The 14,005-nt window shown below is 34.1% G+C and carries 10 protein-coding genes and 1 pseudogene; 8 read left to right on the top strand and 3 right to left on the bottom strand.

Annotated features, from left to right (window positions below; translation table 11 throughout):
* The first annotated feature begins 94 nt into the window (after positions 1-94).
* The 3 genes from A5N88_RS10120 to A5N88_RS10105 all read left to right on the top strand — a co-directional run bounded on the left by A5N88_RS10120 (position 95) and on the right by A5N88_RS10105 (position 4,125).
* Positions 95-1,765 carry a M3 family metallopeptidase gene (locus A5N88_RS10120; RefSeq protein WP_066265406.1) on the top strand — a complete coding sequence of 557 codons (1,671 nt, stop codon included), beginning with the start codon at positions 95-97 and terminating at the stop codon, positions 1,763-1,765.
* A gap of 885 nt (positions 1,766-2,650) precedes the next feature.
* Complete coding sequence (locus A5N88_RS10110; RefSeq protein WP_066265401.1) at positions 2,651-3,202, top strand: NADPH-dependent FMN reductase; 552 nt, start codon at positions 2,651-2,653, stop codon at positions 3,200-3,202.
* Positions 3,203-3,444: 242 nt separating this feature from the next.
* Positions 3,445-4,125, top strand: coding sequence for a VOC family protein (locus A5N88_RS10105; RefSeq protein WP_066265400.1), 681 nt, complete (start codon positions 3,445-3,447; stop codon positions 4,123-4,125).
* 214 nt (positions 4,126-4,339) lie between these two features.
* Here A5N88_RS10105 and A5N88_RS10100 read toward each other — a convergent pair.
* Positions 4,340-5,578, bottom strand: a pseudogene (locus A5N88_RS10100) (IS110 family RNA-guided transposase).
* A gap of 435 nt (positions 5,579-6,013) precedes the next feature.
* Here A5N88_RS10100 and A5N88_RS10095 point away from each other — a divergent pair.
* Both A5N88_RS10095 and A5N88_RS10090 read left to right on the top strand, forming a co-directional pair.
* A complete protein-coding gene (locus A5N88_RS10095) occupies positions 6,014-6,865 on the top strand; it encodes a CPBP family intramembrane glutamic endopeptidase (protein WP_066265399.1) in 852 nt (283 codons plus the stop codon).
* A 745-nt stretch (positions 6,866-7,610) separates the two neighbouring features.
* Complete coding sequence (locus A5N88_RS10090; protein ID WP_066265396.1) at positions 7,611-9,017, top strand: hypothetical protein; 1,407 nt, start codon at positions 7,611-7,613, stop codon at positions 9,015-9,017.
* 953 nt (positions 9,018-9,970) lie between these two features.
* Here the strand turns inward: A5N88_RS10090 and A5N88_RS26385 are convergent.
* Positions 9,971-10,168: a transposase gene (locus tag A5N88_RS26385; RefSeq protein WP_437177132.1), complete on the bottom strand. Its 198-nt coding sequence runs from the start codon at positions 10,166-10,168 to the stop codon at positions 9,971-9,973.
* A 501-nt stretch (positions 10,169-10,669) separates the two neighbouring features.
* Here A5N88_RS26385 and A5N88_RS10085 point away from each other — a divergent pair.
* Positions 10,670-10,918, top strand: a complete 249-nt coding sequence (locus tag A5N88_RS10085; protein ID WP_066265393.1) for a hypothetical protein — start codon at positions 10,670-10,672, stop codon at positions 10,916-10,918.
* A gap of 1,132 nt (positions 10,919-12,050) precedes the next feature.
* Positions 12,051-12,230, top strand: coding sequence for a hypothetical protein (locus tag A5N88_RS10080; RefSeq protein ID WP_066265391.1), 180 nt, complete (start codon positions 12,051-12,053; stop codon positions 12,228-12,230).
* Positions 12,231-12,768: 538 nt separating this feature from the next.
* Here A5N88_RS10080 and A5N88_RS10075 read toward each other — a convergent pair.
* Positions 12,769-13,002 carry a hypothetical protein gene (locus A5N88_RS10075; protein ID WP_157090645.1) on the bottom strand — a complete coding sequence of 78 codons (234 nt, stop codon included), beginning with the start codon at positions 13,000-13,002 and terminating at the stop codon, positions 12,769-12,771.
* A 765-nt stretch (positions 13,003-13,767) separates the two neighbouring features.
* On the opposite strand from A5N88_RS10075, the gene A5N88_RS24855 reads away from it, so the two are divergent.
* Positions 13,768-13,935 carry a hypothetical protein gene (locus A5N88_RS24855; protein ID WP_157090644.1) on the top strand — a complete coding sequence of 56 codons (168 nt, stop codon included), beginning with the start codon at positions 13,768-13,770 and terminating at the stop codon, positions 13,933-13,935.
* Positions 13,936-14,005 lie beyond the last annotated feature (70 nt).

Raw genomic sequence — 14,005 nt, 5'->3', positions numbered from 1 at the left:
TCAACAAGAAGGTGAAGTTTATCCTTATGGAGAATATTCACAAGACAGATTAGGTTCTTAAAAGATCAATGGAAGAAGGAATGGAGGAGGTCTTTTGAATTCAACCAAAAAACCTACACGATGGAATCTGGAGAGACTTTATCAAGAAGAAGGTATTACCTCATTCATAAACCACTTAGACTTTTTATCGAAAAGGCTTGATAAATTAGAAAAAAATAATGGGCATTTTGATGAAAATGGAACAGAAGAGCAATATACAGAATTGAATATAATTGGTGACATTGAAAAAGCTGAGTCATATTATTATTGCCTGACTACTGAAGAAGTAGATCCTTCTATTTTAACATCGATAAACTTAACCATAACTGCATTAAAGTTAAAAATGCGATCCCTTTTAGATTTAAAAATTGAAATGATGAAATCAAAAGAATTACATACAGCGTCAAGGTTAACTATACAGGCCTTAAAAGGGTACGAAGATATCTATAATCAGGTTAAAAATAATCTAAGAGTGAGAGTTAATTATGAAGGGGAAGAAAGAAATTTAACCTTTACTAATGCAAATTATATTGCAATGACACATTCTGACCAAAAAACAAGAGAAAAAGTATTTAATGCTCTAAACAATACTTTAGAAGCACATTCTAATATTTTTTCAACCATTTATAATCAAATGATAGGATTACGATTAAATCTTAATAAAGCTGAAGGTAAAAATAACTACTTAGATGAATCATTTATCTTTAACGGCTTATCTCATAACATAATTCAAACAATGTGGAATGCAGTTGATCACTATTTGCCGGAATTAAATCGATACATAGAGGCGAAAGCAAATGAAATAAATAAAGGCGTTGGAATTTCGTGGTATCAGTTGATGTCCAGTTCACAGGAAATTGCATATAAAATTGACTTCTTCAAGGCTGTAGATGTGCTAACTGCTGCATTAGGAAAAATTGATTCGAAAATGGGTGAATTTGTTAAAAATGCTGTTGAAAATGGGTGGGTAGATGCAGAGAAAAGAAGTACCAAACAGATTGGAGGCTTTTGTGTGCCTTTTATTCGTGAAGGTGAATCAAGAATATCTTTAAATTATGATGAAACCTTCAATAGTGCAAGAATATTGGCGCACGAGTTAGGCCACGCTTGGCATTATTATCAAATAAAAGAAAGTCCATTTGCGGGGTTTTTAGAGGATCGCTTGGAGATGACTATTGCAGAAACAGCTTCCATCTTCTTTGAATCGTCATTTATAGATTCAATAATTCAAGAGATAAAAATACCGCTACTTAAAAAGGCTTTACTTGGATGGAAAATTGAACGAAGTTTAAATTACTTAATGAACATAAGAGGGGCTTACCTATTTGAGAAACAAGTTTACGAATTAAGGTTACAAGGGCCAATAAACCCATCTCAATTGGAAGGGGTTTCAATAAAATCACAAAGCACTGCCTACGGTGAGGCCCTTACTCAATATGAGCCTTTTGTCTGGATTAAATATGGTCAATTTTTTCAGACAGAAGTTCCTTTTTATAATTATCCATACTCATTCGGTTTCCTCTTTAGCAATGGTTTGTTAGAACTATCAAAAAAAGAAGGGGATAGATTCTCACAAAGTTTTAGTGACTTCTTGAGTATGACCGGAAGTATATCAGCTGAAAAATTAGTCAAAGAATACTTTAAAATAGACCTTGCTGAACCGGAGTTTTGGAAACAATCAGTTAAAAGAATTGTAAATGATGTAGATTTATATCTTAAGCTCTAGCTAGCAGGTATTGTTAAAATGGGATGGTTGAAGAACTGGTTTATAGTAGTAATCAAAAAGACAAGATATGGCTGCCATTGTGGCAGCTTTTATCTTGTGTAACTAACGAAGCAGGTGTGCGGCCGAGCCTAGGTCGGATCATATAACGGGTGGGATTCCCGTCGAGCAAGAACTAGCCATTCACTCGTAGCGAGTCTTGGAGGGCTAAAGGTAACTTTAGTCTTTAAGCGTAGACAGTTAGGTAACGGGCCGAAAGCCAAATGGTTGAAGGGATTGAGCCCCATAATGTTAGTAATTTGAGAGGGCTGATGCTTTACCTGCAGCAGAAAGCAACATTTCATTCTTCGTAATGGCAAGAAGTATGAAACCTCTCTGGGGTCAGAGACCTTGGCACGTTACACATTGATATGATACGGCAACTCGGGAGATCCTACCGGTCTTTTCTTTTAGAAGAGTATGGTTTACAAGCGATAAAAAGTAAGGAAACCAAATGCCAGGTAGGGAGTCGGATAGCAGCGTAGTACCAATGAAGTTGGGTAATGCCGATGGAGGAAAGGCTAGCTACCAGTTATCACCCTTGCTAGGGACACATTTACTACACACAGAGGTAGGGATGATAAATGGAAACAAGACTAGTAAGGATAGCAGAAATAGCAAAATCAAATATTAAAAGATTAACTATATTTGTGAATGGTAACTAGGAGGAGCCGTGTGCGTTAATTGCGCAAGCACGGTTCTGGGAGGGGGGAGAACACAATTTACCGAGAGGTAGAGAGGTTCTCTTCTACTCGACTAGCTTAAGAAGGATTCTAGAATATCAACGTGGAATACACTGATACATATTAAAAACCCAACATTGTTAAAATTTATTTAAGAGGTGTTGAAATGAATACTGATATTCCTGTTAGTATTTTGACTATTTCAGGTAGTTTAAGGGAGAAATCCTTGAATTCAGCATTATTGCGTGCTGTTAATTCGATGATTTCTTCACAGGGAACCGTTATTAATTATAATGAAATGTCACAACTTCCGCATTTTAATCCCGACTTAGATGTAGATAATGTTGATACTGCTGTTGCCAATTGGCGAAGGCTATTAAAAGAAGCGAATGGTGTTCTAATATGCACACCGGAATACGCCAAAGGAGTCCCAGGGTCATTAAAGAACGCACTTGATTGGGTGGTATCTTCGGGGGAACTCGTAAACAAACCCGTAGCAGTTATTAGTGCCTCCCCACACCCAGATGGGGGTGCAACAGCTAACAACTCTCTTGTGGGGACACTCTCAATGATGAGTGCATTGGTAGTTAAAGGATTGTCGGTTCCTTTAATCAACAAAAAGTTAGATAGTAACGAAGAAATAATTGATTCAGAATTGAGGCTTAACATTCAAAATCTATTGAATGTCTTTTTTCAAGAAATCAATAATGTACATTGAGCCTTAAGTATTGGGCGGAAGAGGCTTAGTTACGGCTGTCATTTTTGGCAGCTTTTTATCTTTCGTCACTAACTAAGCATTATAGTGACATAAGAAAAAACTTTTCCAGATAAATATACTAAAGGGACGGAATTTAAAAGCATTTTCTATTTACCTTAACATTTCAAAAAAAAATTATACGATGTACCTATATTTCCAAACCTAGAATGAGTATTTAAAATTCACTTATAGAGGTGGATATTATGCAGATAAAAGAGATAAGACTATATACCAATAAGCTAAATGAATTAAAGAACTTCTATTCTGACTTGCTAGGGTTTTCGTTAATTTATTTTGACCAGAATGTGATTTCATTTAAAGTAGGAAATTCTATTTTATCATTCGTTCAAACAAAAGAAATAACAAACCCATATTATCACTTTGCCTTTAATATTACCGAAAGTAAAAAAGATGAAGGTATTGCTTGGCTAAAGCAAAAGGGAATTAATATTAATTTAATTAATGGGAGCGAAGATATCTTTTCAAAATCGTGGAATTCCCACTCAATATATTTTTACGACCCGTCTGGAAATATTCTTGAGTTGATAGCACGACACGATTTAAAATCCGATGACCATAAAGAGTTTAAAGCTACCGATATTATTAATATTAGTGAGATAGGTTTTCCTGTAAATGATGTGAAACTTGCTTCAGATGAATTAATTCAAAGATATAATGTTGAAGTTTACAAGGAGAGTAATAATGAATTTGCACCAATAGGAAATGAAGACGGATTATTTATCCTCTCTGGATTAAATCGTAATTGGCTTGGTTCAAACAAGAAGGTTGAGATATTTCCACTCGAATTAACTATTCTAAGTTGTAAAGAAAGTGAGGAGAGATTTCTTTCATTTCCATATATAATACAAGAAAAACTAAATTAACAGATTTAAACGTTGAACGGAATAAGGAAAAACGTTTGTTCAATTAAGGAGCAGGTTGTGAAGAATTACACTTAAACTAAACCAGCTAATAGTTTGTCAACATTTTTCAATAAAAAGATTTATAACCTCATGATATACTAAAAATGTCCATGCCAAATAACCTTCCTAAATTCTCTTATTGGAAGGTTTTGTTGTATTTAGTTAGATATAGGTTCTATGCTATATCTCGGAAAGTGATTCTGCTTTTTAGTAAGGCGTAAATCCAATGTAAGAGTTTGTTTACACATGCAATTATCGCTACTCTGAAGGGTTTTCCTTCTTCTCGTTTTTTATCGTAAAACTCTCGTAGTCTTCTATTGCGTGGAATGATTTCATCTGTCGTTTTCTATTTACGTGAATCCCGAATTCCACTTTGAACAGCCATATACAAGGCGTGACGAAGCCTACATGAGCCACGTTTGGTTATTCGGTTTACCGATGCAGTAAACTTTCCTGAAGAGTACACACTAGGATCTATTCCAGCGAATGCAACTAACTTCTTGGCATCATTAAACCGATCTATCTCTCCGATTTCAGAAATAATCGTTGCAGCGATTTTTTCTCCGACTCCAGGGATAGATTGAAGGATCTCATATTCTTCAATTTCACTAGCGAGGGCATCTATTTCATCCGCAATATTGGATAGATGCTCTTGGTATTGAAGAACAATTTTAACCAAGATTTCAAGGTTAAAAATATGACTATCGTAGAGATTGTTTTGAAAGGGATCACGAAGGGCTGCTGCTCTTAACTTCTGTGCCTTTTCCTTTGCCCATAACTCTGAGCGACTCTTACATACTGAAGCTATCTTATCAGTTAATTCTTTTTCACTTACACTTAATACTGCCTTAGAAGTAGGGAATTCTAGTAAAGTAAGTAAAGATACCTTTGAATAGAGGCTTCCAAAAACCCCTCGATACTCAGGAAAGACCTGATCAATTAAGGAATGTAGCTGTATCTTTGTTTTCGCTGATATTTCTGCAATACTCTCTTGTTGCCTTGTTAGATTACGAAGGTTTAAGAGCTGAACTCCACGCTTCTTGTAAGGCTCTAGCTCCTCTTTATAAAACAGTTCACAAAGATGATAAGCATCAATTGCATCTGTTTTTACCTTTCGGAGGCTTGAGCTCTTGGCTCTATGTGAAATAAGAGGATTGACGATAATATAAACATATTTTTGTTCCTCTAGAAACTGAATAACGGGAATATGATAATGCCCAGTTGACTCTAATACAACCGAAGGTTGATGACCACCAGCTGCTTTTTCCACTTCTTGAAGGAACTCTAATAAACATCCTAAACCTTGAAGATTGTGTGTAATACTAAAACTCTTACGATATGGTTTACCTTTATCTAAAAACGCTTGAACTTGACTTTCCCCTTTTGATACATCCAGACCAATCACTGGATTCATATAAATTTCTCCTCCTCCTAGAATACATATTAGTCGGTAACCCCTAAAGCTCCTTGTAATGTCATAGGTTCGCTTGTTAAACGGGATCATGGTCCCAACCAGCCTGAAACATGTTTATACAAGTAGGGGGTGAACAGTTTAGCTGACGGAATCGAGTCCCACGGGTGCGACGTTCTACCCCGACTACCGTAATAATAAGACCATAAGCAAAAAGGTCAACCAGAAAAATCTGGCTAACCTTATATTACGAACGGGTGGAAGAGCTAAAAACCGGCTGTTGTCTTATTGGCAGCTTTTTCTTATTGTGCTAACGAAGCAGTATAGCGGAAGAAGGAGTACAGATAGTCCTAGTGGAATATTAAAGTATGTAGATTTATGGAGAGGTTTATATGATTAAAAGTGTTCATTGAGATGATGTGAAGGAAGGGGTAATTTTTGACAGGTATTTCTTCAAAATTTAAAAAGAGACAGTGGCAATCACTCGAATTGCCAACAAGAGCATTATTGATTACTGTAGTGTTCTACCTTATTGCCGTAGTCGGCTGGAATGTTACGTACTTAAAATTAATATTTCCCTTCATCGAACAATTCATTTTAACCCATGCGGGTACGACATGGAGCAACCTCCTCAGTTCTTTAATCGGAACATGGATAGGGGAATCCTTTTTCCCTATTGTTTTATACATCTTTGTAGTTCGTCCTTATCAATTGCGAACAATTTTACTCACTAGTTATCGACTCAACTTGCTTAGAACACTTTTGCTCATTTTATTTACAGTTGGAGTATATCTTATTTTTGCACCATTACAGATGTCAACGAATTTAATTGTTCTCCTTACTTTTATTGGCACTGGATTTGCAGAAGAGTACTCCTTCCGTGGAGTTCTTACTAGAGTCTTTCGAGACAGGCTAGGCATTGTATGGGCAACTGTACTTGTCAGTATTCTTTTTAGTTCTGCACATTGGTCAGAATGGTTCAATGTAGAACATGTTCCTATGAACCAAGTATGTTTATATTTTCTTACAATTTTCGTTATGGGTGTCTTATATACAGTTATAGCTTGGAGGAGTGAATCGCTCTTCTGGGCAGCTTGTATACATGTTCTCAATGATTTTAATGCACACATTGAACCTTCATATGAAGATTCATTGAAGTTTGTAATTACATTGATGGTCTGCGGTGTAATTGGGGCAGAATTACTTCGTTTTGTCTCCAAACCTAAATCGATCGTATCCGAATCAGGTAAAACTAGTTCAGAAGATAAAAATGAAAACGTGAAAGCTTAAGATGGCACATAGTTTTTGTCAGGTTCTTTTCAATTGTAAACCTAGCTTTTTGTGTATTCCTAATTTACTAGTGGTAATGGGGTGGTAGAAATAATTGAATTATGATATTCAATTAACGGGAGCTTTAACACAATAAGAAATAAAATTTAAAGAGCCCATAATATGCAAGTTTTTATGCACTTCTTGCGTATTTTGGCTCTTTTTACATACAAAAAAGATACTGCCATTTATAACATTTTTTAATTGCCAAATACACTTATAAAATCAAAGTGGTTGAGCAATGAATAGAGATGAAATTAAGAAACTAGGTAATTGCAACTAAATTTAACTTTATAAGCGTCTGTCCACGATTTTTATTCTGTAATCGAATAAAATGTCCCCCAAAACTCCCCCCAATTAAGTGGGGGAGAATACATTATTCTACAAAGCAAATAAAAGTAAAAAACCCTAGAATTGTTGTTAAATCAACACTTCTAGGGTTTTTTACAATTGCTATTTAATAAGCAATTTAATTAACGAGAGTAGAAATCGATAGTCTAAATTTTTAAAGTTGATGAAACTCCATCAAAATGTGGAATAATTAAATTTTCAATTGAATAGCTACTTCCTTTGTAATAAGTACTAGATTGTGTTATTATATATAAATAAATTAATAATTAAAAAGGGAAAACCCCAAAACTATTAGTCTTTTTACAAAGGCCTAATTTTGTTTTGGGGTTTTTGCGTTCATAAAGGAGTAAATTAAATGCTAGATAAACACAAACTTCAACAACAGGATAAATTGAATCTTTTAAATACAACATCTCTACGTATCATTCCTATTCTTGCAGAGCATACAGATCTAGATGGTATGATTAATATTTCAGTGAACGAAATTAAAAAATTAGGATTCATGACACCAAAGTTGGTGCCAACTGCTTTAGACAGATTAGTCAAGGTAGGCTGGATCCGTAAGACCAGTGATGGAAAGATGTTTGCCTTATACACATGCAATACCACACATGAAAATAAAGATTTTTATTACATTAATACATATAAAGTTTTTAAGGAAGATGCTTTCAAGAAAATGTATAAACGTGCTATTAGCTTCTTTTATTATCTTCTAGCTGCTAAAGTTCCCGGAAGATGGCATACTATTGCCGTCGAACGCTTATATAAAAATAAAACATTTGCTGGGAATTTGGCGATAGAATACTTTGAGGATTTTGATGACCTCATGGAGAAGAACTTTATTCCTTTAATCAAAGCAGGATTCATTGAAGTCAAATTAGGACCAAATGGCACAACTCTTACCTCTCAAACAGCACATATTAAAGAACAAATTTATGCGTATTGCGGAAAAGAGAATCTTTCCATGCGAAAAAAACGTATGAAGGATACTCACATTCTCCATATTCGTATAGCAAAGGAAGTAATAGATAGAAAATCAACTATTTTTGATCCCGATCGTCGCTCAACTTTGAGGGATTTGGCTAAGATTGCTTATGAATATGGTTACAGCATAGATTTATTCCCCCAAGAGGCTCTAGAAGAAGTTCATATGACAAAGCATAAGATTTTTAAAGAATTTGGTCAATTAGGGATAAAAATTTACCGGGAATCACTCTGTGCTTTTTTTGAAAACAGTGAACATTCATTTGCACCTTTAATGGACAAGAAACAGTTTGGACGAGCGATTAAGAATCATTATGTGATTCCCCGCATCACAATGGAATTGACCGCTGCGATACAATCCAGTGAAAAGAATAACTTGTCTAAAACAGAAGCTTTCTTACAGTACATGACTACCGAAGCATATGCTGATGAACTAGTTTTGTTCGATAAATATATGAATGAATCTCATGCTGAATTTTATAAAGATGCAGTAAAAACTAGTCCTATTTGGAAAGACTTTTCAAACAAGGTAAATCATATTTTTACAGAAGAAAAGGCGGCTGGAAATGGGAAAGATAAAGTGGTGAAACTCGCTCAACAAAAAGTCCTATCCAGTAATAATCGACCTGAAGAGAAAGAGCAGGTATACACTTATAAAGAAAGAACGAAAGACAAGGCTCCAGATGATAAGGTTAATAGGCACGAAGCATATCGTAATAGGATGAAAGCAAAGGGATTACTAGGACAAGGAATACTACCAGAAGACTATGATTTTTAATAGCTAATATATCATTTTTTTAAAAAGGAATATTGGAAAATACTGGCGTTCAAAATCACTAACGAACGTCTATTTGTCATGTTCTCTTTTTTTATCCTCATTTTTCTTTATTAAAACCCTCTTTCCATTTTTTTATTAATTGTATATATACATATACCTAGTAGTTGATATAGGTCTTTTGGTCTATGAATTTTATCTGTTATCTATATCACACTTGAAATTATCCTCTACACACTTTACATTTTTTAAGAACGATTGCCGTATAGACAGATAGAAATATAGTATTAGAAAAATTGGTATTTAGAAGAAATATGGATAAAACAATTTGGCCTAGTCATAAGAAGGGATGAAGGCCCTCACTTTTTTTAATTTGAAACCTTAATGGATCTTAATATGTATTTGCATTAGGGATTTTTAATATGAGTTTTTAATATGAATAAGATTAAAAGAAGAGCTTCTCCTCTCACCCAAAATAAAAATGATTTATACACACCCTATTTTTTGGGGAGATTCCTTTAACTCATAAGTTTGGTAAATCGGTTTTAGATATTACGAAAAATCCGAACTTAGCTAATCAATTTTACTCGGATCATACTATTAATAAAATCCTGCAATTTAGTACTTAAAAAAGTATAGTAAGGTTTACATTATGAACGTATATTCTTTTTATCCTACCCTGACGGTGTCCATTAAGTTCTACTCTGGCTACTGCCATAATTAGATCATATAAAAATTGGTTAACCAGAAATAACTGGTGACATTATAATACGAACGGGCTAGATAAAAAAAGGAGGTTTAAACTTCTTTGGAATCAAGCAGGGAGACTAATCAATAATAGGCGTTTAACTTTTTAATCAATATTTGTATCTTTTCTCTTGTAGCTCTGTCCCTTCTAATCCAGTATTAATAGATAGAGGAAGTATGTTTTCTTTAAATCTCCCTTTAATGCAGGTTTATGCTGATAACTCCAAGCTGCTTCTACAAGTAGATTCCGAACGTGAACAGTTGCCTGTTTTTGTAATATTACCTAGCCTTCTGATTTCACCACTTGCACTTTCACTAGAACTTAACCCAACGTATGACATCAATTTTTTATGAGAAGAAAATCTTTTAAATGAACCAATCTCAGCCACAAGGCTGGTAGCTGTTATAGTGGCTATACCTCTTTAAAGATTGGAGTGCTTGAATCATTGACGTATGATACCCTTCCGTTGATTGTAATTTAATTTCGTCCTCTAATCGTTTTACCCTTTGCTCAACTTCTTGTAGATGATGTAGATACCCTCGGAAAACTATTATGGATGCAGAACGTTCAAACTTTTACCCAATTTCGATATCTACGAGTCCATTTCTTTTCCTTGAAATACGGGTGAATATCATTTCGTATTAGGAATTTGGTTAATGGGTTTTGCTCTTAATTCATCCTCTTTGGCATCTTCTCGGACTAGAAGATATTGGGAAATGATTCCTAACATGGTAGAATCATGCGTATTTTTTTGGATTTTTTTCATAAAACATATTGTCATAAGCAGCTTTTTTTGATTGCCAAATACAAGAACTTTATAATAGAAGAAACTCGATCAAACTTTAATTCCTGTTTATACTGATGCATGAATAAAAAATTAGTAGTTACAACAATAGGAGGAATATAAATGCTTATTCGTCACCCTGACTTGGACTTCAAACAAACTCATGCTTATTATTTTAGAGATACTAAAGGAAAAGAATGTACCATGACAAGCGAAGAAAAATTAGAGGTCGGATCTGTGGTTATTGCTGATTCATTTCCCGGTACGTATTCTATGCGTATTACAAAATTATGGAGAGAAGCAGAACGGACCTTTTTTGAGTGGGAATCTTTTAAGGTCACATTAGGTCATGTTAAACTTGATTTGATATAAAAATTTGTGCACCTTATTTAAGGTGTCTTTTTTTATGGATGTATGAATTTACATAAAATCGAACATTCATTTTCATGTCCTATTTGTCCTCACTCAATTTTCAATAAAATAAAAAAGAATAAATAAATCGTACAATCATTATTTGATTTAAAAGGGGAGAGAGATATGGTCAATCTGGTTAAGGATGTTCAACCTATCTGTGATAAGCAGCAGCTGGAGGATATGAAATGGGCTTTACTCCTACATTGTTCAAAAAAAGATTATCTTCTGTATCGGCTACACTTAACTGGGCAATAAAATTAAGGTCTAGTAGACTTTCCACCAATTTTGGGCATACTGCCTGATTATCATAGGAGATCAGGTATGCTAGCCTTGTCGGTGGAGCCAGGTGTATTGGTTAGCTGGCTTTCTGGGCGGGAAAGCTTCCACGTAGAGTTTCCATGTCAAGTGTTGGTATTACCCCACTATTTTGATTTAGTGTTGCCATACCAGTATTATCTTTTGTAGCAAAGAAAACAGAGGAGGAGCTTAAAGAATTTTATATATATTCAAGTGCTAATCTTAAAAACTTCCTACAGCGTTATACATGGCATTTCGAGGTGAAGACATAGTAATGGATACCCTTTACAAAGTTTACCGGGTGTTCTTTTATCCTCCTAGGATATGTCTACTTAAAGGGGGTAATTGCCTTTTATCAGCATAGATATGTCTATTTAAAGGGGGCAATTGCCTTTTATCAGCATAGATATGTCTACTTAAAGGGGGTAATTGCCTTTTATCAGCATAGATATGTTTGCTTAAAGGGGGTAATTGCCTTTTATCAGCATAGATATGTCTACTTAAAGGGGGTAATTGCCTTTTATCAGCATAGATATGTCTACTTAAAGGGGGTAATTGCCTTTTATCATTATAGATATGTCTACTTAAACGGAGTGATTGCTTTTTATCCCCATAGGATATGACTACTTAAACGTGGCCAGGTAGCTAACTAAAAACAGGTTTTAGAATAGATATAATTTAATATTTTAGGATAAGAAGGTTTTTTGATAAATCGGAGTTGCTTTGACCCCCTTTAGGTAGACATTACTAGAAATCTCCAGATATTTAAAATGACAATGTGAGGTGCAACTACGTGGATAGAAAAGTAAAGACATCAGATAATTTTAAAGGAAAATCTTCTTATAAAATTGGCGAAGATGTTGTAGGTGTAAGAGCAACTATTTGCGGAAAAAACGGTAAAGAGGAATTGGGAAGAGTGGTTTACAAACGAAAACCTGAATATGGGTATGATCCATATGAAAAGCGAACTTAAAAACTTTGTCATTTTGGTTGTCATTTTTGATAGGTTCTACTTTCTTGAATAGTCTTTTTCTTATTGGGCTCTAAAGGGGAGTGTAAGAGAAAAGGAAAAATCCTTTTGTATGTGTCGTAATAACACATACTGGGACATGAATATTAACTTTATATTAGTTGTCATCAGCCATATGGTCTGGTAGATCACTAAGGTACAAAACCTTGCTTAAAAGCTTAATATCAGAATATATTTCTTTCTTAATCTCAGGAATAAAGCATCTATAATAATCATCCGTTAGTCGTTTAAGTTCATGGCATATTAATTCTATTTGAATCATAAGGTACACATCCTTTTGGATTATGTACTAATTATGTAACACTTTCCTAACAAATGAAAGGTTTTTGATAAAAACTGTTAATAAAAGACAAATTGTTGTTTAATGTATCCTATTTGGAAAGGGCTAAATCTAAAAAAGTTACTGCTTGATTCGTCCATGTACGTATTTACCTGATGTCTACGAAAAGAAAGGAGATAAAAGAAAAAGCGGCTAATAAAGTCAACGACTAGGTTCGAAGTTATTATTTAAAACCCTATCTATAGCAGTTATTACGGATTCCATATCTAAGTATTCTTTAGTCAACAAAGTCGGAATGTGAGTAACTTGAAAAAAGCCGTCTGCTTTATTATAACAAACAGTAATAATCTGTTCTTTATTGACTGAGATGGTATGTGTGATTTGACAATCACCGTAATTCCTCAATAGTTCTAACATTTCTTTTAAATTGTTCATCTTCTTAGCCTCTCCTTTCATTAAGAGAGAAATAACTTGGAAAAATCCAAATACTCCTTGTATTAGTACTTAGATAAAGTAAATATACCATGAAATATCAATTACTCCTAAGAAATATTTAAAAACTCAAAATCAGAAGAAACGTATAATAAAAAGATTCCACCAAAATTAGGTTGCGGTCTTTTTTGGTGTTCTCCTATACTTCGTACATAGAAAAAAGCCACTCAATAATTGAGAGGCTTGTAAGTTTAAATGTTCTCGTTTCATGTTTCGGTTAGCTGTATATTTACCGTCTGTGAAGACTAAAAAGTAAACATGTGTATTGTCTGTTTCAGTTATCTGAATTGTTAGCTGCTCATTAATTTTATATTGTTGCCCTGTTCTTATGTTCATTTGTTTCTTTTCTTCCCCTTAATTGTTAATTTTATATTCCAAGTTTATTATTATATATCAACGGCCAATACAAGTACAGTCTTAGAAGAATAATTCATAAAAAGATAAAAAATTACTTAGACTAATTGAATATTGTTTAGTTGGAGAGATAATATCTGATAAGAAACAACGAAAAGTCACGAAAACTGTAAATGAAAAAGATGAGAAGACAGTACATAATAGAAGGAATAGGGAAAGTTACTGAACGAAGTACGTAAATTCTTGGAGGTTTGATTAGGGATTTACTTAAGAATAATTACATAGCTGGTGACAAATAGAAGGTTTTATAACTTCCCTTATTGAATTGAGTAAATGAAGGGGAGGTGGTTTTTTGTGAATCATGAGAAATTTGTTTATGGTGCTTCGAGTAGACCGGACGGATACTATGCAGTGGTTAAGAATAAAAGTAATGATGAAATAGTATTTGAACAAAAATGCGATAATTTAGCACATGCAGAAGAGCTAGCACTTCGAGAATATCATCGACTTAGTGATAAATAAAAATTCACAGAGCATCCTTTCTGGATGCTTATTCATTTTATACTTTAAATTACCCATAATCACCCGATAA

The organism is Heyndrickxia acidicola, assembly GCF_001636425.1.
GTDB lineage: Bacteria > Bacillota > Bacilli > Bacillales > Bacillaceae_C > Bacillus_AE > Bacillus_AE acidicola.
The sequence above is the reverse complement of the archived record's forward strand: the minus strand, read 5'-3'. Positions and strand labels throughout refer to the sequence as shown.